Source organism: Azonexus sp. GW821-FHT04F04 (assembly GCF_059420025.1).
Genome location: NZ_JBWKSX010000013.1, coordinates 29,033 through 50,562, shown reverse-complemented (window position 1 = coordinate 50,562; position 21,530 = coordinate 29,033). Strand labels below are relative to the sequence as shown.

The following is a 21,530-nucleotide window of genomic DNA, read 5'->3' as shown; positions in this document are numbered from 1 at the left end:
ATTGCATCATGCGTATAAGCACTTCGATGATGTTCGACACGGGCACGCAGAATATGCTGCAGTTGCAGACTAACTTGTACAAACTGCAAAATCAGATGTCGACCGGGCGACGTATCCTGACCCCGTCCGATGATCCTGTTGCGGCGGCGCAGGCGCTGGAGGTCAGTCAGCGACAGTCAATCAATTCTCAGTTTATGGACAATCAGGGCAGTGCAGCCAGTCAATTGACGAGTCTGGAAAGCACTCTGAGAAGTGCGAGCGATCTAATTTCGAACGTGATGGTCAGGGCCGCTGAAGCCGACAATCAGAATATCAGCGATACTTCCCGTCAGGCAATTGCATCTGATGTCAGTGAGAGCTTCAGCCAGTTGCTGGGTCTGGCAAACAGCACGGATGGGCTAGGGCAGCATCTGTTCTCGGGATTTCGGGGGGAAACGGAGCCATTTGGCGTCTCTGGGTCTCCGGGGAGCCGAATTACTTCTTATCATGGCGATGATGGGAATCGTCAATTGCAGGTTGAAACAGGGCGCTTGATGGATGTTTCCGCGTCTGGCAGCGATGTGTTCGTGCGCATTCCTCAGGGTAACGGGCAGTTCATGGCGAGTGCCGGAGCCACCAATACGGGGACTGGCGTTCTTGGCGCGTCTTCAACGATTTCCGGCTATGACGGCAGCACCTATCAACTGACTTTTACGGCTCCTGGCGTGTATGACGTATACGTCAATGGGTCTGCTACCCCTTCTCTGACTGGCCAAGTTTATACCGCAGGTTCGGATATTGTGGTTGGCCCGGCAGCGCAGCAGATCAAGATCAACATTTCTGGCACGCCGGCTGCAGGTGACACCTTTACGGCTCAGCCTGCCAGCAATCAGGATATTTTCACGACGCTGGACAGCATGATCAAGGCGTTGAATGCCAATGTGTCGAGCAGTGCTGCGACCAAGGCAGCGTTCAAGAATCAGATGACGCAGATTCGCCAGAACTTGGGGCAGGCATTTGACCATCTGCTGACGGCACAAACCTCTGTTGGCGCCCGCCGGCTTGAGCTCGAGAATCTGACGAGTGCAGGCTCTGATCGAGACCTGCAATACCAGACCGATTTGGGCAAGCTGCAGAATTTGGACTACACCAAGGCGGTGTCCGACATGGCCAATCAGAAAATGGTGCTCGAGGCGGCGCAGCTTTCATTCAAGCAGGTTAGCCAGATGTCGCTGTTCAATTACCTATGAAAAAAATTGGCGCCACACTAATTGCCTCCGCCTGTCTGGCTGGTTGCGGGGGAACGCCCCTGATTCCGAATGAGACCATTCAGCTTACGGCCAAGACTGGAATTAGTCTGTCTTCTCTGGCAACGGCAGCCGTGGTCGGGGCGGCGATCTATCTGGTCTATGATCCGCTGGCGCCCAACTGGGAGATCGAAGAATCCAAGCTGTCGCCGGATGTCTATCGCTTCTCCATGAAGATGAAGCGTTACCATACCGGTGGCGCTGGCGAGTCTGTGCAGATACTCAAGCGGCGCGCCAGCCAGTTACAGTACGAGAACGGTTTTTCCAGCTATCAGATTCTCGAATACACTGAGGGTATTGATTCTCAAACCATAGGCGCACGGCGTATGGCGGAGGGAACGATACGCTTGGTGCAGCGCCAGGATGCTGATTCCTACAAAATGAATGAGCGCTACTGAGCGGCGGGAACGGCGAAACCCAAGGTTGCACTAAGGGCGTATTCGTAGAGCGCCTGCAACGGGGTGGCCAGATAGTTCATGCTGACGGCCAGCGAGATGAAACCGCCGATCATGGTGAGCGGGAAGCCCAGCGCAAATATATTCAATTGAGGTGCGGCCCGGGTGAGCACTGCCAGCGCAATGTTGGTAATCATTAGTGCGACAACCACGGGGAGCGCGAGCAAGACCCCGACCGAAAACATTTTTGACCCGAGTTCGACCAAATTCAGCCAGCTTGTCGCTGCTATGGGCGTCGCACTGACCGGTATGGCATAAAAGCTCTGCGCCAGGGTGGCGACATACATCAGATGGCCGTTTAGTGAGAGAAACAGCAGGAAACTGATGAGGCCGATGAACTCGCCGATCACAGGTGTTTGTGACGAGCTCAGAGGGTCGTAAGACGTTGCAAAGCCAAGTCCCATCTGGGCGCCAACGAATTCGCCGGCGACATCGACGGCGGCGAAGACAATGCGGGCCGCGAAGCCCATGCCGATACCAATCAGCATTTGCTGCGCCAAGATCCAGAGGCCTGCAAGCGAGCCTGGGGCGACCGTCGGCATCGCCGGCAGGGCCGGGGCGATGGCGATGGCTATGCCGATGCCTAGAATGAGCCGGGTGCGTCGGGGAATTCCGGCTGAACCCCAGAGCGGCGAGGTGGCGATAAAGGCCAGAATGCGGGTCAGCGGATAGGCAAAGGCAACAATCCAGGCGTCGAGTTGTGCCGTGGTTATGCTGAGCATGGTCAGCCGATCAGCTGTGGAATGCTCTCGAACAGACGCTGGATGTAGTCAATCATGTATTCCAGCATCCAGGGACCGACGAGGATCAGGACCATGAACATGACGACCAGTTTCGGGACGAACTGCAGAGTCGCTTCGTTAAGCTGGGTTGCCGCCTGAAAGATGCTAACGATCAAGCCAACGACCAGAGCGGAGAGCAGCATCGGGGCCGCCAGAACGAGGGTGACTTCGATCGCCTGGCGGCCGATTTCCATGACGACACCCGGAGTCATGGATTGAAGCTTTTGACCAGTGAGCCAATGACCAGATGCCAGCCATCGACCAGGACGAAGAGCATCAACTTGAAGGGCAGGGCCACCATGACCGGCGACATCATCATCATGCCCATCGACATCAGCAGGCTGGCAACTACCATGTCGATGATCAGGAAGGGGATGAATATGATGAAACCGATCTGGAACGCTGTTTTCAACTCGCTGATGACGAAGGCAGGAATCAGGACGCGCAGCGGGATGTCGTCAGGCTTTTCGATTTTATCGACCTTGGCGACACTCGCCAGCATGGCGATGTCGGCCTCTCGGGTCTGGCGCAGCATGAAGCTGCGCATTGGAACTGCCGCCCGTTCGCCGGCCTGGGCGATGTTGATCTTGTTCTCAGATAGCGGCAGGTAGGCGTCGGTATAGACCTGATCGAGGGTTGGCGACATGATGAAAAAGGTCAGAAACAGCGCCAAACCGACCAGGATTTGATTGGGAGGCGATGTTTGCGTGCCCATGGCATGGCGAAGCAGGGACAGCACGATGATGATGCGGGTAAAACTCGTCATCATCAGCACGGCCGCTGGCAGGAAGGTCAGCGCCGTGAGGAAGAGCAGTGTCTGGATGGTCAGGCTGTAGGTGGTGCCCCCACCGCCGGTTGGTGTGCTGGTGACTGAAGGCAGTCCTCCGGCAGCCTGGGCCAGAGCCAAGACCGGGGGGAGTAGCAGGCCAAGCCCGAGGACGACTCGCCTAAGCATTGTTCTGGCGTTCCTTTATCGACTTCAACCACTGGGCAAAAGGTGCTTCTGTTGTGCCGGCGGTCGGCTCAACCTCCGTGCTGCTGCCCTTGGGGAGTTGATGCAGCGTACGAATCTGCCCGGGGACGATGCCTATGACCAGCCAGCTGTCGCCGACCTCAACAAGTACGATACGTTCGCGCGGACCCAGCGCAACGCCACCGATAATCTTCATGCCTCCCTGGCCGAAACCTTTGCCTCCCGACAGTTTGCGGGCCAGCCAGGCAGTGCCGAAAAGCAGTCCGAGGATGAGGAGCAGGGCCAAGGTCGCCTGCAGGTAGGTGCCGGCTGGAATGCCGGGGTTGGCGGCGTCGCTACCCCACGCGGTGATAGGCAGCAGCAGAGGAAAGAGAAGGCGCAGCAAGTCTGGGATCGCGTTCAAAGTAGGTTAGGGCGCTATCTTAAACCCAAACCTGAAAATTGACTTTGCCACGGTCAACCGGAAATTTTGCCCAAAATTGAAAGGTGGTGGTCTGCGGCGCAGACCACCATATCAGCGGTTCAGCTTTCGCATCCGCTCCGAAGGCGTGATGATGTCGGTCAGGCGGATACCGAATTTGTCGTTCACCACGACCACTTCCCCTTGCGCGATGAGCGTGCCGTTGACCAGCACATCCATCGGCTCGCCAGCCATTGCATCGAGTTCGACGACGGAGCCGTGGGCCAGTTGCAGCAGGTTCTTGATGGTGATTTTGGTCCGGCCAAGCTCGACTGTGATCTGGACGGGAATGTCGAGAATCATGTCGAGTTCGTTCATTATCCCGCCCTGGCCCAATGGTGCAGAGAAGGACGGGAAGATGTCAGCCGGTTGGACGGTGGCCGTGGCGCCATCGCTAACGACCTGTTCGGCCATGGCGGCAGCCCAGTCGTCCTCACTGATCTGCCCGGCGTCTTCAGCAGGAGCTTCCATGTTTTCGATATCATCAGCCATTTTTCTCTCCCATCACCGGTTCCCCGGGCGGTGCGTCGGGCGAAGCAGCGATGAATCGCTCGACTTTAAGTGCGTATTGGCCGTTTTGCTGGCCATAGGAACATTCCATCAAAGGCACGTTATCAACCAGTGCCTCTATTTTCGGCGACAGGTTCAGGGGAATAACGTCGCCCTCTTTGAGATTCAGAATTTCGCGCAGCGATATTTTCCCCGTCCCCAGATGCGCGACAATTTCCACTTCGGCCCCCTGCAACTGCTTGCGTAACGTGCCGATCCAGCGCTTGTCGGTCGATAGCTGGTCACTTTGCATCGTGCTGTAGAGCAGGTCGCGGATCGGCTCGAGCATCGAGTACGGGAAGCAGATGTGCATATCTGCCGTCGCGCCCCCGAATTCAAGCGTGAATGTCGTTGAAACGACGATTTCCGACGGCGTTGCGATATTGGCGAACTGCGAGTTCATCTCCGAGCGAATGTACTCGAAGTTGATGTCGTACACCGGCTTCCAAGATTTGCTGTACTCGGTGAAAACAACGTTCAGTAAACCCTGGATGATGCGCTGTTCGGTGGCCGTGAAATCACGTCCTTCAACGCGGGTATGGAAGCGTCCATCGCCACCGAACATGTTGTCGACGACCAGAAATACCAGGTTCGGATCGAAGACAAACAATGCGGTGCCGCGCAGTGGCTTGGCAATGACCAGATTCAGGTTGGTCGGGACGACCAGATTGCGGATGAACTCGCTGTATTTCTGTACGCGGATCGGGCCAACCGAGATTTCCGCGTTGCGATGCATGTAGTTGAACAGGCCGATACGCAGGTAACGCGCGAAGCGCTCATTGACCAGTTCCAGTGTCGGCATCCGACCCCGGACGATCCGCTCCTGGGTGCCGAGATTGTACGAACGTATCCCGCCGCCTTCCCCTTCGCTGTCTTCGGGTTCGTCGGTTTCACCGGTGACGCCCTTGAGTAGGGCATCAACCTCGTCCTGGGATAGAAAATCTCCCGCCATGGATCCTTACTGAATAATAAATGAGGTGAACAGGACGGCCTTGACCGGACCTTCTGGGGCTTCGGCTACACCTTTCTTGTTCTTGACCGGGGGCTCAATGACCGAATTGATCTCGTCCTTGAGGGCTTCCGCCAGTTTTTCCTTGCCTTCCTTGGGTAGTAGTTCGGAGGCTTTTTTCGACGACAGCAAGAGGGTCAGATTATTGCGAATCTTCGGCATCTTGGTCTTGATATCCGGCTCGGCCGTTGCATCTTCAACTTCAAGCGAGAGCGCCACCTGCAGATACTGGTCGCCGGTTTCGGGGACCAGATTGACGGTAAATGCATCGAGATTGATAAAGACCGGATGCGCTTCCTTGTCTTTTTTCTTGTCTTTCTTTTTGGCGGGCTTGGCTGTTTCTTCAGCGTTTTCTTCATCGTCCTCGGCGTGGTCGCCCTTCTTGAGCAACATGAAGGCAGCGCCTCCACCCAGCACCACTAGAAGAACGACGGCAAGGATGATGATCAACAGTTTTTTGCTTTTTTTCGGGGGGGCTTCGGCCCCTTCTTCGGCTGGCTTGGCATCCTTGGCCATTGTCTCTCCCTCTTTACTCGATCATGACGATCCGGTTATGCGAACAGGTCTACCAAACCTCGTCCCCGCTGAATTGGTATTCCGGCCGGGTTGGAGCTTGCGTGACTATCGGGCGAAAGTATAGCGTTTTCCCCGGTTGAGCGGGCTTCATTGCCAAACTGAAAAGGAGTTTCGCGGTTCTGTGAAGGTAATTGGCTGCCAACATTGGCTTGGCCGAGGCTGATGCCGGCATTCGAGAACATTTCACGCAGTTGGGGCAGGGAGTCCTGAATAGCCTGGCGGACTTCCGGATGCGGCGAGGCGAATGCGGCGGTAGTCTGGTCTCCGTTGATCGTGAGGGTGATTTGAATCGGGCCCAGTTGCGGCGGGTTAATGTTGATCTGGGCGACCTGTTGGTCATTTTTGGCTAGCCAGACGACACGGGAGCCAAAATCCTGAGTCCAGTTTGGTGAATTGATTGCGCTGGTGATGGTCGGCTGGGTCGTTGGCGCAGCTGTGCCATTCGCTGCTCCTGTCGCGGCCAGTGCCGTTGCGAAGGCTGGGGTCGAGCCGCTGTTGCCGGGATTCGAGTCGCCGGCAAGAATTGCCGCATTCCCGGTGTCCGAGCGTGACGGAATCCGCAATTCGGTATTTTGGGCCATGGGTGTAGTGGGAGGTGTGGCGGTCTGAGTATTGCTGGAAAGGAGTGCGTTCCTCTGTTCCGACAAGGCCGGGCGCCCGTCCTTGTCGGCGGAATCAACGCCGTCTGCCTTGGCCATATGAGGGGCTGTGTCCGGCTTGTTGCGGTCGACACTCTCAGTGGGGCGATTTTGAACTGGCGGAGTGGTCATTGGTACGACGTACTGGGCCGCCAAGCCCGGATTCATCGGGATGGAGTCGGCGTTGGCCGCAAGTTTTCGCTCCTTCTCGCTATCTTCCACCTTGTGATCTGGCTCAGTGATGGTCGTTGCGGGCAGGCTGGGGTTGGCGGACAGCGCTGCCAGCACATTCTCGGCACTTCCCTCAATGACCGTGGTGCTTGGCGACGGCTTGGTATCGATGGGAAGCGTGGCTTTGTCCTTGGCCATGCTCGTCTGAGCAATGATCTCGCTCAGCAGTTCAGTGTCCGGCTGTTGGCCAGCCGGAGCGCTTTCGGCTGCGAGTAATGCCGGGGTGGTCTGCCCTGACGCAGGAATCTGCTCGGCAAGAAGTGCTGCAAAGTCTAGCGGCAAGCTGTTCTCTGCAAGTATTTCTCCAAGACCGGGCAAGGCCGTTTTTCCGCCGAGGGCTGCGATCAAACTGGTAACTGCAGGAATACTCATGATCAGACCTTGGGGTACATGGAGATGCTGTCAAGGTAAGCAAGGCATGTGCCTGATATCAGTCCGATTCTTCTTCGTTGCGCACGGCGTATTTTCGGGCCGAGTGTTCTTCCTGGATTTTCTGCTGCTGCTTGTTATCAAGGACTTTCTCACGCACGTCGTGTCGATGCGAGAGGGTGTCGATGGCTTTCAGGCGCTTGTTCTGTTCTTTCCAGTTTTCCTGACCGCTCGCTGTATTCTGCTCTGAATGGCGAACGGCCAATGTTTGCTGACCGATTGCCTCATCGATGCGAGCGAGGAAGTCCTGATAGTTCCTTAGTGCCATCGGTGTCAGCCCTTGCATGCAGGCTTCGCGCAATTTGACTGCATAGTCGGCACGATAATCCTCAAGCATCTGAAGGCGGCTGCGGGCGCTTTGCTCGGCGGCAATCAACTGGCCAAGTTGGCGCGTGGCTTCGTCTGAACGGGTTTGCATCAGTTCCAGCAAGGGCTGCAACGAAAACTTGTTTGCCATGGTTTAGGGGAACAGTGCAGAAAGGGCGCTGACGCTGCTTGTGAAATCGGCTTGCTCGGTCAGTTGCTGCTGAAGAAAGGCTTCCATCCGCGGATAGAGGTTTATTGCCTGATCCAGCACCGGGTCAGACCCCGGCGAATAGGCACCAACCGAAATCAGGTCGCGGGAGCGCTGGTAGCGGGCAAAGAGCACCTTGAAACGGCGAATTTGATCGAGTTGTGCCGGTTCGATCAAATTGACCATGGCGCGGCTGATCGACTGCTCGATGTCGATGGCCGGGTAATGCCCGGCGTCGGCCAAGGTTCTGGATAACACGATGTGACCGTCGAGAATGGCGCGCGCCGAATCGGCAATCGGATCCTGCTGGTCATCGCCTTCGGCCAGAACCGTGTAGAAGGCCGTCATCGAGCCGCCGCCTTCCGGGCCGTTACCTGCCCGCTCGACAAGTTGTGGCAAGCGTGCAAATACCGAGGGAGGATAGCCTCGCGTTGCAGGGGGTTCGCCAATGGCCAGGGCAATCTCCCGTTGCGCCATGGCATAACGGGTCAGGGAGTCCATGATGAGCAGAACCTGTTTTCCCTGGTCACGGAAATACTCGGCAATGGTCGTTGCATAAGCTGCGCCCTGCAGTCGCATCAGCGGGCCGGTATCGGCCGGTGCGGCAACGACGACGGCCCGGCGCATGCCTTCTTCACCAAGGATCTGCTCGATGAACTCCTTCACTTCCCGGCCGCGTTCGCCGATAAGTCCGACGACAATCACTTCGGCTTCGGTATAGCGAGCCATCATGCCTAGGAGTACCGACTTGCCAACGCCTGACCCGGCGAAGAGCCCCATGCGCTGACCTCGGCCAACAGTCAGCAGTGCGTTGATGGAACGAATGCCGACGTCGAGAGGGTGTTCGATCGCTGCCCGGGTCATCGGATTGATCGGGCGGCTTTGCAGGGGGCGGGTCAGGTTTGATCTGAGCGGACCCTTGCTGTCGAGTGGGCGGCCAACGCCGTCGAGCACACGGCCTAGCAACTCGTCGCCAACCGGACCCTGCTTGGCACGATCAATGGCCCGGCGCTTGTGCTTGACAGGAAAGTCGACCCGCGGCGCCGGGTTGGGAGTGTCGCAAGCGATGACGCGAGCGCCCGGGGCCAGTCCGAAGACATCATCGGAGGGCATCAGATAGAGTTTTTCTCCGGCGAATCCGACCACTTCTGCCTCGACTGGTGCTCCGCTAGCCGGGAAAATATGACATGAACTGCCAAGCGGCAGTTTCAGGCCCGACGCCTCCATGACGAGGCCGTTGATCCTTGTCAAACGGCCCGCCGGCCAGAGAGGTTGGGCAGAAGCGGCAGACAACTCGCAGCCTTCGAGAAAACGCTGCCAGCGCCCGACGTGGTCGGGTAGGGCGATCAAGGTTGGTTCATCCATTCCGAAGGGGCGATACCGATCGACTCAAGTACACGCTTCCAGCGTGTTTCAATCGTGGCATCGACCTCGCTTGCGCCGGCAACAAGCAGGCATCCGCCCGGCGAAATCTCGGGGTCGTCAATGATCTGGGCGCCGGTTTGGGAGAGTTGTTCGCCGATCTGTTCGCGAATCACCGTGGCGTCGGCCGGACTCAGCCGGAGAACGACATGGGCATGATGCAGGGGCAATGCAGCGAGTGCCTCGCGAATGACAGGCAAGAGCAGTTCTCGGCGCGTGTTGATCGCGCCGCGAAGTACTTGTGCTGCCGTTTCAAGGGCGAGGCTGAGTACCTGTTCGGCGACGTGTTGGTCGAGATGAGCCAGGGATATCTGCAGGTTGCCCAGAAGCTCGGCAAATTGCGCCGTAGTTTCGGCCGCCGTTGTCGCCATTGCCTGTTGCCCGGATTCAAGTCCTTCGCGGTAGCCGAGGCTGTATCCAGTGGCACGAGCTTCGTCGTGGATGCGTTGAACATCTTCAGCGTTCGTCAGGCTCTGCGCGGCATGCACTTCGGGTTGGCCGGAGGCGGTGGAGGGGGCTGCTGCAGGGGCGGGGCTGGTCGTGTCGACTGGCGACTGGCTGGGTGACACGGGTTTGGCATCGAGCGAGCCGATGTTCCAGCGCTGATAGCCCGCGAGCTTGTCCTTGGGTATGACGCCTGCCATCTCGTGTTAGACCATTTGTTCGCCGCCGGCACCACCAAGGACGATTTGTCCCTCGTCTGCCAGCCGACGTACCACCTTGAGGATTTCCTTTTGCTCGCCTTCGACTTCGGAAAGACGGACGGGCCCTTTCGACTCGAGGTCTTCGCGCAGCATTTCTGCAGCCCGTTGCGACATGTTCTTGAAAATCTTTTCGCGGAGATCGGGAGAGGCACCCTTGAGCGCAAGGATCAGCGAGTCAGACTGAACTTCGCGCAAAATGAGCTGGATGGAGCGATCGTCGATTTCCATCAGGTTTTCGAAAACAAACATTTCATCGAGAATCTTCTGGGCCAGGTCAGGGTCGTATTCACGGATCGCATCGACAACCGAAGTTTCGTTGGCGGTACCGATGAAATTGAGTATTTCGGCAACGGTGCGAATGCCGCCCATTGCCGTCCGCTTCACGCTGGTCGAGCCGGACAGGATGCGCATCATCGCTTCGTTCAGCTCGCGCAACGCGGATGGTTGAATTCCTTCGAGCGTGGCGATGCGCAAAACAACGTCGTTGCGCAGGCGCTCGGTAAAGTGATTGAGAATCTCGCTGGAGTGGTCGTGTTCCAGATGGACCAGAATCGTCGCGATGATCTGCGGGTGCTCGTTCTTGATCAAATCAGCGACGGTTGTCGCGTCCATCCATTTCAAGCCCTCGATCCCCGATGTTTCGCCGCCTTGGAGGATGCGTGAAATAAGGTTCGATGCCTTGTCGTCACCCAGCGCCTTGGTCAGCACGGAGCGAATGTAGTTGTCGGTGTCGACGTGTACGGCCGCGTGTTCTTCGGCATTCTTGTGGAACTCGTCCAGTACGCTTTCGACTGTTGTTCGCGGCACACTCTTGAGTGCAGCCATGGCATGCCCGAGTTTTTGGACCTCGCGAGGTCCAAGGTGCTTGAGCACTTCGGCGGCATGGTCTTCGCCGAGCGCGATCAACAGTGTTGCACTCCTTTCCAGGCCGTCTTCTGCGTTAGGAGGCATTGGCGCCCATCCAGTCCTTGATGATGTTGGCGACTGCCTTTGGATCGGCACCGGCTATGTCGCGCGCCTTTTGTACCTTGGCGGCGTAGTGATCGATCCGCACGTGGTCCTCGCCCGGTTCGCCATCGATTCCAGCAATCTTGACATGCGCTGCGGCGCCGGCGACGCCCTCGGCGGTTGATGCAGCCCGGCGCTCGGCGGCTGACGGGAACATCGTTTTCAGCGAGGGCTGAATAATTTTCAGGAAGAGGAAGGCAACGATCAGGGCGATCAACAGGTACTTGAAAATATCCTTGGCGTAGGAAATGGTTTCCGGATCCTTCCACAGCGGTATCGAGCTATCAATCTTTTCGCCGGCGGTGAAGGGCGCGTTGGCAACCGAGATCGAGTCGCCGCGTTCCTTGTTGAAGCCCATCGCTTCGCGGACCAATTCGTTGATCTGCTTCATTTCCGCCTCGGGAATCGGCTTGTTGACCGGCTGGCCGTTCTTGTCGATGTCCTTGCGATGATTGATGACAACGGCAGCAGACAGGCGCCGGATGTCGCCCATGCCCTGTTTCGTGTGGCGGATAGTCTTGTCGACTTCAAAATTGACCGTTGCGGCCTTGCTTGTGTTGATCGGCTGGCCGACGCCGTTGAGCGGCGCCGTAACGCCAGCGGCGTCAAGCTTGCCTTGAGTTTCGGCCGTTTTTCCCGGTTGACCGGGGGAGGTGCCGGTTGCTGGTTGGGTCAGCGGTGCGGTGGCCGGAACCGGAGGCTGGTTGGTCAGTGCGCCAGGAACGCCCCCGGCTGATTGGTTCACGCTGGCCGATTCATTGGTCTGCCGACTACGGATGGCGGTGGTTTCCGGCGTATTGTTCGGGCGGTAGCTTTCAGCTGTTTGCTCGCTTTGGGAAAAGTCGATGTCGGCAGCGACCTGAACCTTGAAGTTTTCGCCGCCCAGCATCGGCTTTAGGATGTCCTCAATGCGCCTGATGATACTGCCCTCGATATCCCGAACATATTTGACCTGTGTGGCATCGAGGCCGGCTTCAGTGAGCCTGTTTTTTAGTTGTGAAAGCAGGGCACCAGTCTGGTCGATTACCGTGACGTTGGTGGCCGGCAATTGCGGTACGCTCGACGAAACCAGGTGCGTAATGCCGGCGATCTGTGCGCCATCCAGCGAGCGTCCGGGATAGACGTTGAGCATGATCGATGCTGTCGGCTTTTGTTCTTCGCGGACGAAGACCGAGGGTTTGGGGATGGCCAGATGGACCCGTGCCGACTGCACCGCGCCAATTGACTGGATGGTGCGGGCCAGTTCGCCTTCCAGGCCGCGTTGGTAATTGACCTGTTCGGCAAACTGACTAATGCCGAATTTCTGGTTTTCCATCAATTCGAAACCCACCATGCCGCCGCGTGGCAGTCCCTGTGAGGCCAGTTTGAGGCGAATGTCATGGACGCGGTCGGCCGGGACCTGCAATGCGCCGTTGTCGCTGTAGCGGTGAGGAATATTTTGCTGCTCGAGAACGGTGACGATAGTCCCGCCATCCTTCTCGTTGAGATTGGAGAACAGGGTTTTCCAGTCTGGCTGCCGGCTCCACAGAATCGCGCCGACGATAATCGCGATCATTGCGGCCGTCGCTACCATGAAGACAAGCTTCTGCTGGCTGCCGAGCCGGTCGAAGGCGTCGCGCAGACGTTCCACCGGATTTCCTGCCGGTGCGTTTCCTGCTGTCGTCTCAGTTGTTGCTGCCATCAATAGCCGGTCAAATTGCGGTGAAACAGAAGAAGAATCAATCGAGAAGCCAAATTATCCTAGAAATATTCTACTATTACCCGAGCTGAATTCACCCTTTCTTTTTCGATGTTGCCGCACAGATCAATCTCTTGATACCAGACACAGACACCAAGACCGCCGAATTGCAACGGGCATTTGCCATGTTCAATCAGGTTTCGGCCGAGTTGACCCAGGCCTATGAAGCGCTGCAGGTTCGCGCCGCCTCACTGACCGAGGAACTGGCGATCGCCAACGGTGAATTGCGTCGGCAATATCAGGAAAAAGAAGCACTTTCCGAACGTCTCTCGTCTTTGCTCGACGCCTTGCCGGCCGGTGTGGTGCTGCTTGATTCCGCCGCCCTCGTTGTTGCGGTCAACCCGGCTGCCATGGCAATTTTCGGGGCGGACATGGTCGGGCAGCACTGGGGGGATGTGGCGCGCGCCAGTCTGGAGCCGACATTGGCGATTGGTGAGTGGTTGCACGGCGATAGCCGCTTATCGATCGGAGAGAGTTCGTTGCCTTCTGCCGGTGGAAAAATTCTTCTCATCCATGACGTAACAGCCGCTCACCGCATGAAGACCGAGCTGGAGCGCAACCAGCGCCTGGCGGCCATGGGCGAAATGGCTGCTTCGCTGGCTCATCAACTGCGTACGCCCCTGGCTGCCGCGCTGCTCTATACCTCCAACCTTGGCCAGGCCGGTGTTTCGGATGAGGCGCGAGCCCGATTTTCGGAGAAGGCCAGCGGACAGTTGCGTCGTTTGGAGCGCCTGATTCAGGATGTTCTTCTCTTTGCGCGGGGTGAGAGTATTGGGCGGGATGTCATCCTGGTATCAGATTTGTTGGCCGAGGCGGCGCAAACGGTCGAGCCGCTGATGGGCGAGCGCGGTCTCGAATTTTTGTTGGATGACGGTTGTGCAGGAGCGGTGATCGTCGGCAGTCGCAAAGCTTTGTTTGGGGCTCTCGTCAATTTGCTGGAAAATGCCATGCAGGCGACAACGGCGGGCGGCAAAATTTGCCTGTCCGGCAATCGTCGCGGCGATCTTGTGGCGGTTGGCGTGCGCGATAGCGGACCGGGGATCTCGCGTGAAATGCAGGCACGCATCTTTGAGCCTTTTTTCACTACCAAGGGGCAGGGGACTGGTTTGGGATTGGCCATTGCGCTTGGCGTGGCGCGGGCGCATGGGGGGGCGATCGAACTGTTTTCGGAGCCTGGCGACGGCGCCGAGTTTGTCATCACCTTGCCGGTTGCTCCGGTAGAGAGCGAATCTGAACACCATGGCTGAAAATAGTTTGCCTATTCTTGTCGTTGAAGATGATCCCAGTCTGCGCGAGGCGATTGGTGACACTCTGGAGCTTGCCGGGCGCCCTTATGTGGCAGTCGATGGCGGCGAAGCCGCTTTGAAGGTGCTGACTGAGCAGGCTTTTTCGATTGTCGTCAGCGATGTTCGCATGATGCCGATGGATGGCATTTCGCTTTTAAAGGAAATTCGGGCGCGCCTGCCGCATCTGCCGGTAGTTTTGATGACGGCGTATGCCGAGGTGGACAAGGCGGTTGATGCCATGCGCTCGGGCGCCTGTGACTTCCTTCTCAAGCCTTTCGAGCCGAAGGCCTTGCTCGCCCACATCAATAAATATGAGTTGCCGGGAACCGATGACGGTGCCGGGGTTGTTGCCATTGATCCGGCCAGCCGTGAATTGTTTGCCATCGCCCAGCGCGTGGCGCAGACCGATGCGACCGTTCTCCTTACCGGAGAATCGGGGGTTGGCAAGGAAGTGGTCGCTCGCTTCATTCATCGGCAGTCGGCGCGTCGGAACGGACCATTCGTGGCGATCAACTGCGCGGCGATTCCGGATAGTTTGCTCGAAGCGACTCTGTTTGGCTACGAGAAAGGGGCCTTTACCGGCGCCCAGCAGGCGCAGGCCGGAAAGTTCGAGCAGGCGCAGGATGGTACGCTGCTGCTTGATGAGGTCACCGAAATGCCGATGGGGCTCCAAGCCAAATTGCTCCGCGTCTTGCAGGAGCGCGAGGTCGAGCGGGTGGGTGGCAAAAAGCCGGTTGCGCTGAATATCCGCATCGTTGCGACGTCCAACCGCGATATGGCTGAGGCGGTGGCCAAAGGGGTTTTTCGCGAGGATCTCTATTACCGCCTCAATGTATTTCCGGTAGCGATACCGCCGCTACGTGAGCGGCCGCTCGATATCGTGCCGATCGCCCGCTATTTTCTGGTCGAGCATGGCGGTTGCTTTGGTCGGAACGGTGTCAGTTTTGGGGCTTTGGCTGAGCAGGCTCTGGTCCAACATCCATGGCCTGGCAACGTCCGGGAGCTGGAAAATGTGATTCAGCGCGCCCTCATTTTGTCGACCGGGTCGGAGATTTCTGTCGAGCATCTCCGGTTGGCACCTGCGCCGGCTGGAGTTGCAGCGAAGGTTGTGACGGAAAGACCCGTGCTTGAAGCAGACAAAAGAGTTGATAATATGAAAGATCTGGAGCGCGAACATATCCTCCGGACCTTGGCAGAAGTCGATGGCTCAAGAAAGCTGGCTATCGAGCGCTTGGGAATTTCAGAACGGACATTGCGCTACAAGTTGCAGCAGTACCGGGACGAAGGGTTTTTCGAAGACTGATATTGGCCTGACTATTGCTTGTATTGAGGCAGGATTAAGGAGCTGGTTATGGACACCCAAGGTATTGAGCAAATGTTGAGTGTGCTGCGGTCTACCGCAGCGCAGGCATCCGGCAAGCCGGCCGAGAGCGCGGCTGGTGGGGTGGCTGGTGGGGTGGATTTCGCGCAGGTACTGAAGTCATCTATCGACAAGGTCAATCAGACGCAGCAGCAGGCTGACGTGATGGCGGAAAAACTTGCCGCTGGGGACACCTCCCAGAATCTTCATGAGGTGATGATCGCACTGCAGACGGCTAGTGTTTCCTTCCAGGAAATGGTTCAGGTGCGCAACAAACTGGTCACAGCCTATCAGGACGTGATGAACATCCAGGTTTAAGCAGGAAGCTTAGTCTTAGTATTCCAGCTCTGATCGGAGCGCCTTGCGTTCGCGTTCCAGCCGCGTGATGTAGCGCTCGATGAAGGCCAGCCGGGTTCCAGGCAGACTGACAAATTCGCAGCCCAGCCGTAATTGTTGTTGGCCGTCGATCATCTCGATTTTCAGGACTTCACAGACCCGAAGATTGACCGAAAGCACGCTTTCGCCGGGGATTTCGAGGCGGCAATCGTGAAACAACGCCCCTAGAGAAAATAGTTCAGCATCGTCGACCGGTCCCAGCAAGCTAAGTCCGCCACCACTCAGGTCAAATAGTGGGTAATCGACGACCGAGTGGCCGCCTGTGGAATTCCGGACGGCAAGTTTGCAACGCAGGGGCGTGGTGTGATGAGGCGTTTCGACACGAAAAAACTCACGTCGCTGCAAACGCAGGATCGATGCCGGGAGCGGGGCGATCAATGCTTTTTTGCCATCAACGGTCGCCATCGAAAGGCCGGGCAGGCGAATCTGGATTTTGACCCGTTCCAGCGGGGCTGATAGCGTGATCCGAGTGGCCTTCAGCGCCGCATCGTTACTTGCTGGGTGGTTTGATCCGTCGAGGACCAGCTGGTTGGTGCTTTCGTCGATCGACAGCAGTGTCGACAGAAAGAATTCCTTGCCCTCGTCCAGATAGACCGTGATCAGGGTGTGATGTTTGAGCAGGGCGCGCAGATGAACAAAGATTTCAGCGCGGTTGTGGAGGAGGTACTTGCCGTAGGTGGCGGGCTGGTCGATTTCAAATATTGGAACCGAAACTTCGTTCTGGGCGAGGGTCATGAAGCCTGAATTATGGTGGAGGTTGAGCGGACAGGCCGATCTGCGTGGCAGGACTGCCGTGTTCAAGACGGTAAAGCCACGCCAGAAGTTCAGCTACCGCCATGTATAACTGGGGTGGGATGCGCTCGTCAATATCCACCTGGGTTAGCAAGGCGACGAGCTCCGGCGATTCGTGAACATATATGCCGTGCTCCTTGGCGCGGGCGATGATCTGCTCGGCAATCAGCCCCTTGCCTTTGGCAACGACGCGCGGTGCGGCATCGGTCTGACTATAAGCCAGAGCGACAGCCTCGCGGGTGGCGTCACTCCCTGGCCTGGCCATGATCTACGTGTAGTTGGGTTAGCGTTAGCCCGGCTGCCTCCAGTTGCTCACGAAGCGACTGAGCGCTGTTGCGCAGCGTTGCCTCACTGGCCGGATTTTTCGTACTGGCTGAAATGGCCAATGTGCCGCCAGCGCCGAGCCGAAGGGTAATATCGATGCTGCCGAGGGCGGGCAAATCGAGTTTCAGGCGGGTCTGCCACTGGCTGGCTTGTTCGGCATCCGGTGATGACTTCGATTCCGGATCGCCGGATATTTCCCACCACATCGGTTGCCCGGGCCAGACTTGGCCTTGCCAGACAAAATTCTGCGTTGCCAGTCCGTTCAATTGCTGTTGAACCAGTGGGACCAATTCGCGTGGCACCGGATTTTCGTTCGGGATGGCTGGCGTACTTGTCGAGACCGCGGCTTGTGGCGTGGGCGCCGTTGTGGCGGGGGGCTGATTCAGAGGTAAGCCTTCAGTTTTTTCGCCAAAATTCCGGTTGACCGTGGAATTCGTATGGAGCGCTGGCGCTTTGTCAGTTGGTTCTCTGGGCAGCTGCTGTGTCAAAACATCGGCATCGGGCAAAGGCGTTGCTGATCCCCCCATTGCGGAGACTGAAGGCCTAAGCAGTGGTGTCTGCGAGATTTCATCTGCAAAGCTGGTTCCCGCTGGAAAATTTGCGCTGCGATTGATGAATTCGGGCGCATTCAATGGGGCCGGGGAGAGTTTTCCTTGCGGCTCCTGTAGTAATGCAGCGGTGGGCAGTTGTCCGTTAACCCAGCGCGCCTGATGTGCTTCATAGAACATGCCGCTCTGACTGAGCGCCTGCTTCAATAAAGGAGCCAAATCAGCAGCGGATTTGGGCATCGCTTCGACCAGTGGCTGGCTGCGGTTCAGTGCGGCCGGCGCAGCCTGCTTCCCTTCGCCTTCCAGTGGCGTCAGCAAGTTACCGATGACCTTGCCGGCGGTGCTCAGGGATGTACTGACTGACTCAGCCGGCGCTGTGGCGTTGTTGCCCGAAGAGCGATTTGCCACGAATGCCAGCGTGAGCTTGCCGTCGCTTTCAGCAACCTCGAGTTCAAGTGTATCGCCGGGCTTTGCTGAAAATGGCAGGGCCAGTGTGATATCGCGCTGGCCAACCATGGCCCGGTAGGTGCCGTTTGGCATCAGCGCCTGGATTTCGGCCATGACACGTTGGCCGGGAACAAGATTGCTCAGTACATCGGCAATCCGTTGGGCACTGGCGACCGGTTGCGCCTGGGTGTTTGTTACCGAACGTTGATCGGGGATGACCGCGCGCAGGCTGTTGGCGACATCCGGCGGGATCATGGCTTGGCAGGGGCGTCTATTGCCTTGGCGAACGCATTAACCAAGGGGGCAATTTGATTCTTGCGTGCAGAGCATAGCTGGATAGCTGAATGTAGCAACTGCAAAATTCGTTCAAGTTGATCTGGGCTAGCTGTTTTTGTCAGGAATTGCGAATCCAAAGAGCGCACTGCCTCCATCATCAGCAGCAACTCTTGATTTTGGCTATCGAGTTTTTCCCATTCACCCTTTTTAGCCATATCCTGCAGGGCTTCCAAGCCTAGGAAGAGCCGCAAAAGGATATCTTTTGGGCTAAGGGTACTGGTCAGGATTTTGCCTCCCTGCTACTCCAATTTCTCGCCATGCCGAGGCAATTTCGCCAAGTAATCCTTGAACCTCTCGAATAGCATTGGCGTCTTTATGTATGTTTGCGTGAATCAGGCGTGATGCCATGTAGTCGTACAGGGCCTTGAGATTCTTTGCCAAGTCGCCGCCTTGTTCCGTGTCAAGACTTGCAGAGAGACCGCTTTGAATAATCTCGATAGCTTTAACGATTGAATCCGATTTACCTTTGGCATCATTGACGGCCAGCCGTTCAATGGATTGTTGCAATGCTCTCTCGGCGCCATCGAACAACAACACAATCAATCGATGTGGATCTGCACCGCGCACGTCCGACTCGATGCTAATCTGCTGGTATGAAGCAATAGGGCTCGAAAACATGGGTTAACGATCACAATGAATAGATGTGTATCTTAGCAAGGACGACAGCTTAAGGTAGCAAGTGTTGGTCATTGGCTTCATTTCTGCAGCATCGCAATCTGTTGGGTTAGGTAACTGCTAGTGGTCTGCATGGAGCTCACGAGTTTATCAAGGGCAGTGAATTGGGCGCGGTAGCGTTTCTCGACCAGACTTACTCGAATCTCCAGCGCCGCCTGATTGTCCTTGAAGCGATTGACCAATGAATTGAGACTGCTTACGCGAGTTGAAACAGTGCCTCCCCCGGCTAATAAGGAGGTTACTTCTGTACTGAATGATTTCCCGTATGCACCTAAGGTTTTTACGACATCGGTTGCCGATGTACTGATCGCAGAATTTAGTGCGGTAGCGTCCAGTTTCAACTGGCCGCTTGTTTGGATGCTGACACCTAGCGAAGAGAGTGTTTGCAAGGTGGCGGCGCTGAGTTCCGTCGGTATAGTCGTTCTGGCACTTCCTAGGGTGTTGAGCAGCGAGCGAACAGTGCTATCGCCACTGAAAGCTTGGGCTGTCTTGGTCGTCGTGTCGTAGTTGCTGTTGGCCTTTATTAGCGATACAACAGCATTGTAGCTATCGACGAATGACTGCACCGCTGATGTGATTTTGGTGCTGTCGTTTTGCACGGTTACGTTCGATGTGCCGAGCTTGACAGCGGTCAACGTTAGCCCGGCGACATTGGAAAAAGTATTGGTGCTTGAGTTGACTTCGATACCGTCGATTTTCAGAGTTGCATCTTGGGCTACGGTACGGTTCAAACCAACGGTTGTCGTGTCAAAGCTCGCCAGAGACGCTTGGCTACCCGATGCAGTCAACGTCGAAGTTAGAGAAAAATCATTTCCAGCACCCGATTTATCACCGGTAAGCACCATGCGCTGCTTGCCTGTTGAATCGGTGATAACGGTCGTTGTCACGCCTACTTTTGCATTATTGATGGCGTCGCTAACTTCCTGTAACGAAGAGCTCGAACTGGTGAGACTTATAGTGGTTGCGGCAACTCCTCCAACTGTGAAATTAAGGTCGCCGGGGCCAAAGGTCGTGCCTGATACATAAGCGGCAGTGAAGTCTTTTTGCGCACTTGCCAGTTGGGTTACTTCCAGTCCATAACTGCCTACTGACGCGGTGTACGCAGCGCTGGCATTGAGTACAGTGGTGTCACTCGAAGTGGCGCTTAGAGCAGAAAGCCGGGAAGGGTACTGCAAGGTGTCTGCCGCAGTTTGCAGTGCATCCAGCTTGGATTTAAGAGTGCCGTAGAGGGAAATCGTGTTGTTGGTCGCCGAAATCTTGGTATTCAGCGCGGTTATTGGCGCTCGCTCGGCAGTAATGATACTGGTCAGCATGGTATTCAAATCAATACCTGTACCGATTCCCAGCGAACTGGAGGTGGCCATCGCGACTTTCCTCTCTCAGGTAGTTAGTGGTTAAGCCTTATCTTTGATCAAAAGGCCCTGAAGTTTGTCCAGCGCATGGGCGATTGCCACGGCCTCTTCCGATGGAAACTGCCGGATCACCTGCTTGGTTTGGGTATCCATGATCTTAACAATTTGCGAACCTGAGGCGTCGTCAATTGAGAAATTGAGCTCAGATTGCCTTGATGAGATGAAATCAGAAATCTTTTCAACGGCTCGCTTGACCTCAAGTTTGTCTGGCGCTTTTTTGTCCGTATTTTCTATTGCCTGGGAGGTTCTTGCTGCTTCAGGTGCTTTTGCCTGAACGCCTTGCTGGCGTACTTCAGTCGCGGCAAACTCCGGCAACGCGACTCGTGGAGTCGAACTCGCATTAGTTGTGTCTATGTTCATTTTCTGCTCCTAACGACAAAGGTGCAGAGGCCTTTGCAAGCCACCGCACCTTTCTACGAGATTGAGGCAGCAGCCGTTTAACGCAACAGAGTCAGCACATTTTGCGGGATCGCATTGGCCTGAGCGACCATGGCGGTACCAGCCTGCTGGAGAATCTGGAAGCGTGACAGATTAGAAGTTTCTTGAGCAAAGTCAGCATCCATGATGCGGCTTTGAGCAGCCTTTTGATTTTCGTAGGCAGCTTGTTTTGCCTGGATCGAAAACTGAGCATTATTAATGGTAGCACCCTGAGTGATCCGTGCATTTGCAACCGTTGCGAGAGAGCTGCTTGCGGCTTCAGAACCTGTGACGGCGACTGAGGTGAAAGTTGTCCCGCCGAAAACGGCAATCGCGGCATTGGCTTCTGTTTGAATGGCCGTTGCTTGAGCCGACAGCAAATTACGTTCGGCTGAAGTTGAGGCAGAAGTGGCTGAGTTCGCATTCAATTCAATAACGCGCGCCATGATATCGCCTACAACGGCGAGCGCACCGTCTGCGATTTGAGCCGCAGAAATGGTGTCGCCCAATGTGCGGATTTGAACCACTGTCTGACGTGCTGCTGCATCAATTTGAATGCCGGAGGCGAGGCCTGATGCATCGTCCTTGGCAGAGTTAACTCGCAGGCCGGACGAGAGACGCTCAAGGGCGGAAGAAAGTCCTAGGGAGTTCTTGGCCAGATTCTTTTGTGCGTTGAGCGAGTAGTTGTTGGTGTTGATTTGTGACATTTTGATCTCCTGATGGCAATGTACTTTAGGTCGGTTACTGGCGGTCAGGCTTTCCG

At 56.4% G+C, this 21,530-nt stretch carries 26 protein-coding genes; 5 read left to right on the top strand and 21 right to left on the bottom strand.

Features of this window, described 5'->3' with window-relative positions:
- The first annotated feature begins 8 nt into the window (after positions 1-8).
- Positions 9-1,229 (top strand): flagellar hook-associated protein FlgL, encoded by a 1,221-nt coding sequence (flgL, locus tag AC07TV_RS19920; protein ID WP_494650122.1) that lies wholly within the window; start codon positions 9-11, stop codon positions 1,227-1,229.
- Entirely contained in the window at positions 1,226-1,684 is a 459-nt protein-coding gene (locus AC07TV_RS19915) for a hypothetical protein (RefSeq protein ID WP_494650121.1), read from the top strand. The genes flgL and AC07TV_RS19915 overlap by 4 nt, the downstream gene beginning before the upstream one ends.
- Here AC07TV_RS19915 and fliR read toward each other — a convergent pair.
- The 13 genes from fliR to fliF all read right to left on the bottom strand — a co-directional run bounded on the left by fliR (position 1,678) and on the right by fliF (position 12,666).
- Complete coding sequence (gene fliR, locus AC07TV_RS19910) at positions 1,678-2,463, bottom strand: flagellar biosynthetic protein FliR (protein WP_494650120.1); 786 nt, start codon at positions 2,461-2,463, stop codon at positions 1,678-1,680. The two genes, AC07TV_RS19915 and fliR, sit on opposite strands and share 7 nt — an antisense overlap.
- Positions 2,464-2,465: 2 nt before the next feature.
- Positions 2,466-2,735: a flagellar biosynthesis protein FliQ gene (fliQ, locus tag AC07TV_RS19905; RefSeq protein WP_494650119.1), complete on the bottom strand. Its 270-nt coding sequence runs from the start codon at positions 2,733-2,735 to the stop codon at positions 2,466-2,468.
- A complete protein-coding gene (gene fliP / locus AC07TV_RS19900; protein WP_494650118.1) occupies positions 2,732-3,478 on the bottom strand; it encodes a flagellar type III secretion system pore protein FliP in 747 nt (248 codons plus the stop codon). Before fliP ends, fliQ begins: the two co-directional genes overlap by 4 nt.
- Entirely contained in the window at positions 3,471-3,881 is a 411-nt protein-coding gene (fliO, locus tag AC07TV_RS19895; protein WP_494650117.1) for a flagellar biosynthetic protein FliO, read from the bottom strand. Before fliO ends, fliP begins: the two co-directional genes overlap by 8 nt.
- A gap of 129 nt (positions 3,882-4,010) precedes the next feature.
- Complete coding sequence (gene fliN, locus AC07TV_RS19890) at positions 4,011-4,448, bottom strand: flagellar motor switch protein FliN (protein ID WP_494650116.1); 438 nt, start codon at positions 4,446-4,448, stop codon at positions 4,011-4,013.
- A complete protein-coding gene (gene fliM, locus AC07TV_RS19885; RefSeq protein WP_494650115.1) occupies positions 4,441-5,457 on the bottom strand; it encodes a flagellar motor switch protein FliM in 1,017 nt (338 codons plus the stop codon). The genes fliN and fliM overlap by 8 nt, the downstream gene beginning before the upstream one ends.
- 6 nt (positions 5,458-5,463) lie before the next feature.
- Positions 5,464-6,030, bottom strand: a complete 567-nt coding sequence (locus AC07TV_RS19880) for a flagellar basal body-associated FliL family protein (protein WP_494650114.1) — start codon at positions 6,028-6,030, stop codon at positions 5,464-5,466.
- 35 nt (positions 6,031-6,065) lie between these two features.
- Entirely contained in the window at positions 6,066-7,307 is a 1,242-nt protein-coding gene (locus tag AC07TV_RS19875; protein ID WP_494650113.1) for a flagellar hook-length control protein FliK, read from the bottom strand.
- Between the two features lie 82 nt (positions 7,308-7,389).
- Positions 7,390-7,845 carry a flagellar export protein FliJ gene (gene fliJ, locus AC07TV_RS19870; RefSeq protein WP_494650112.1) on the bottom strand — a complete coding sequence of 152 codons (456 nt, stop codon included), beginning with the start codon at positions 7,843-7,845 and terminating at the stop codon, positions 7,390-7,392.
- Between the two features lie 3 nt (positions 7,846-7,848).
- Positions 7,849-9,252, bottom strand: a complete 1,404-nt coding sequence (gene fliI, locus AC07TV_RS19865; RefSeq protein ID WP_494650111.1) for a flagellar protein export ATPase FliI — start codon at positions 9,250-9,252, stop codon at positions 7,849-7,851.
- Positions 9,249-9,968, bottom strand: coding sequence for a FliH/SctL family protein (locus AC07TV_RS19860; protein WP_494650110.1), 720 nt, complete (start codon positions 9,966-9,968; stop codon positions 9,249-9,251). Before AC07TV_RS19860 ends, fliI begins: the two co-directional genes overlap by 4 nt.
- Positions 9,969-9,974: 6 nt before the next feature.
- On the bottom strand, positions 9,975-10,979 hold the full coding sequence (fliG, locus tag AC07TV_RS19855) for a flagellar motor switch protein FliG (RefSeq protein ID WP_494650109.1): 1,005 nt from the start codon (positions 10,977-10,979) through the stop codon (positions 9,975-9,977).
- A complete protein-coding gene (gene fliF, locus AC07TV_RS19850; protein WP_494650108.1) occupies positions 10,969-12,666 on the bottom strand; it encodes a flagellar basal-body MS-ring/collar protein FliF in 1,698 nt (565 codons plus the stop codon). Before fliF ends, fliG begins: the two co-directional genes overlap by 11 nt.
- Positions 12,667-12,899: 233 nt before the next feature.
- On the opposite strand from fliF, the gene AC07TV_RS19845 reads away from it, so the two are divergent.
- From AC07TV_RS19845 to fliE, 3 genes are read left to right on the top strand one after another with little or no spacing between them, the layout of a single operon-like run.
- The gene (locus tag AC07TV_RS19845; RefSeq protein ID WP_494650107.1) at positions 12,900-14,021 is read left to right on the top strand and encodes a sensor histidine kinase; all 1,122 of its coding nucleotides are present in this window, start codon (positions 12,900-12,902) and stop codon (positions 14,019-14,021) included.
- Complete coding sequence (locus AC07TV_RS19840) at positions 14,014-15,363, top strand: sigma-54-dependent transcriptional regulator (protein WP_494650106.1); 1,350 nt, start codon at positions 14,014-14,016, stop codon at positions 15,361-15,363. The genes AC07TV_RS19845 and AC07TV_RS19840 overlap by 8 nt, the downstream gene beginning before the upstream one ends.
- A gap of 48 nt (positions 15,364-15,411) precedes the next feature.
- Positions 15,412-15,738 carry a flagellar hook-basal body complex protein FliE gene (fliE, locus tag AC07TV_RS19835; protein WP_494650105.1) on the top strand — a complete coding sequence of 109 codons (327 nt, stop codon included), beginning with the start codon at positions 15,412-15,414 and terminating at the stop codon, positions 15,736-15,738.
- A gap of 15 nt (positions 15,739-15,753) precedes the next feature.
- Here fliE and AC07TV_RS19830 read toward each other — a convergent pair whose 3' ends face one another.
- The 8 genes from AC07TV_RS19830 to AC07TV_RS19795 form a co-directional block, all read right to left on the bottom strand.
- Complete coding sequence (locus tag AC07TV_RS19830; protein WP_494650104.1) at positions 15,754-16,551, bottom strand: flagellar brake protein; 798 nt, start codon at positions 16,549-16,551, stop codon at positions 15,754-15,756.
- A gap of 10 nt (positions 16,552-16,561) precedes the next feature.
- The gene (locus AC07TV_RS19825) at positions 16,562-16,873 is read right to left on the bottom strand and encodes an EscU/YscU/HrcU family type III secretion system export apparatus switch protein (RefSeq protein ID WP_494650103.1); all 312 of its coding nucleotides are present in this window, start codon (positions 16,871-16,873) and stop codon (positions 16,562-16,564) included.
- Positions 16,854-18,182 (bottom strand): flagellar hook-length control protein FliK, encoded by a 1,329-nt coding sequence (gene fliK / locus AC07TV_RS19820; protein WP_494650102.1) that lies wholly within the window; start codon positions 18,180-18,182, stop codon positions 16,854-16,856. The genes AC07TV_RS19825 and fliK overlap by 20 nt, the downstream gene beginning before the upstream one ends.
- Complete coding sequence (locus AC07TV_RS19815) at positions 18,179-18,436, bottom strand: hypothetical protein (protein WP_494650101.1); 258 nt, start codon at positions 18,434-18,436, stop codon at positions 18,179-18,181. The genes fliK and AC07TV_RS19815 overlap by 4 nt, the downstream gene beginning before the upstream one ends.
- A gap of 34 nt (positions 18,437-18,470) precedes the next feature.
- Positions 18,471-18,881, bottom strand: a complete 411-nt coding sequence (gene fliS / locus AC07TV_RS19810; protein ID WP_494650100.1) for a flagellar export chaperone FliS — start codon at positions 18,879-18,881, stop codon at positions 18,471-18,473.
- A 77-nt stretch (positions 18,882-18,958) separates the two neighbouring features.
- On the bottom strand, positions 18,959-20,302 hold the full coding sequence (gene fliD / locus AC07TV_RS19805; RefSeq protein WP_494650099.1) for a flagellar filament capping protein FliD: 1,344 nt from the start codon (positions 20,300-20,302) through the stop codon (positions 18,959-18,961).
- A gap of 30 nt (positions 20,303-20,332) precedes the next feature.
- Positions 20,333-20,710, bottom strand: coding sequence for a flagellar protein FlaG (locus AC07TV_RS19800; RefSeq protein WP_494650098.1), 378 nt, complete (start codon positions 20,708-20,710; stop codon positions 20,333-20,335).
- 77 nt (positions 20,711-20,787) lie between these two features.
- Entirely contained in the window at positions 20,788-21,474 is a 687-nt protein-coding gene (locus AC07TV_RS19795) for a flagellin (protein WP_494650097.1), read from the bottom strand.
- Positions 21,475-21,530 lie beyond the last annotated feature (56 nt).

Coding starts and splice junctions, on each gene's coding strand:
- flgL (WP_494650122.1), top strand. CDS start 9: ATGCGTATAAGCACTTCGATGATGTTCGACACGGGCACGCAGAATATG.
- AC07TV_RS19915 (WP_494650121.1), top strand. CDS start 1,226: ATGAAAAAAATTGGCGCCACACTAATTGCCTCCGCCTGTCTGGCTGGT.
- fliR (WP_494650120.1), bottom strand. CDS start 2,463: ATGCTCAGCATAACCACGGCACAACTCGACGCCTGGATTGTTGCCTTT.
- fliQ (WP_494650119.1), bottom strand. CDS start 2,735: ATGACTCCGGGTGTCGTCATGGAAATCGGCCGCCAGGCGATCGAAGTC.
- fliP (WP_494650118.1), bottom strand. CDS start 3,478: ATGCTTAGGCGAGTCGTCCTCGGGCTTGGCCTGCTACTCCCCCCGGTC.
- fliN (WP_494650116.1), bottom strand. CDS start 4,448: ATGGCTGATGATATCGAAAACATGGAAGCTCCTGCTGAAGACGCCGGG.
- fliM (WP_494650115.1), bottom strand. CDS start 5,457: ATGGCGGGAGATTTTCTATCCCAGGACGAGGTTGATGCCCTACTCAAG.
- AC07TV_RS19880 (WP_494650114.1), bottom strand. CDS start 6,030: ATGGCCAAGGATGCCAAGCCAGCCGAAGAAGGGGCCGAAGCCCCCCCG.
- fliJ (WP_494650112.1), bottom strand. CDS start 7,845: ATGGCAAACAAGTTTTCGTTGCAGCCCTTGCTGGAACTGATGCAAACC.
- AC07TV_RS19860 (WP_494650110.1), bottom strand. CDS start 9,968: ATGGCAGGCGTCATACCCAAGGACAAGCTCGCGGGCTATCAGCGCTGG.
- fliG (WP_494650109.1), bottom strand. CDS start 10,979: ATGCCTCCTAACGCAGAAGACGGCCTGGAAAGGAGTGCAACACTGTTG.
- AC07TV_RS19845 (WP_494650107.1), top strand. CDS start 12,900: ATGTTCAATCAGGTTTCGGCCGAGTTGACCCAGGCCTATGAAGCGCTG.
- AC07TV_RS19840 (WP_494650106.1), top strand. CDS start 14,014: ATGGCTGAAAATAGTTTGCCTATTCTTGTCGTTGAAGATGATCCCAGT.
- fliE (WP_494650105.1), top strand. CDS start 15,412: ATGGACACCCAAGGTATTGAGCAAATGTTGAGTGTGCTGCGGTCTACC.
- AC07TV_RS19830 (WP_494650104.1), bottom strand. CDS start 16,551: ATGACCCTCGCCCAGAACGAAGTTTCGGTTCCAATATTTGAAATCGAC.
- AC07TV_RS19825 (WP_494650103.1), bottom strand. CDS start 16,873: ATGGCCAGGCCAGGGAGTGACGCCACCCGCGAGGCTGTCGCTCTGGCT.
- fliK (WP_494650102.1), bottom strand. CDS start 18,182: ATGATCCCGCCGGATGTCGCCAACAGCCTGCGCGCGGTCATCCCCGAT.
- fliS (WP_494650100.1), bottom strand. CDS start 18,881: ATGTTTTCGAGCCCTATTGCTTCATACCAGCAGATTAGCATCGAGTCG.
- fliD (WP_494650099.1), bottom strand. CDS start 20,302: ATGGCCACCTCCAGTTCGCTGGGAATCGGTACAGGTATTGATTTGAAT.
- AC07TV_RS19800 (WP_494650098.1), bottom strand. CDS start 20,710: ATGAACATAGACACAACTAATGCGAGTTCGACTCCACGAGTCGCGTTG.
- AC07TV_RS19795 (WP_494650097.1), bottom strand. CDS start 21,474: ATGTCACAAATCAACACCAACAACTACTCGCTCAACGCACAAAAGAAT.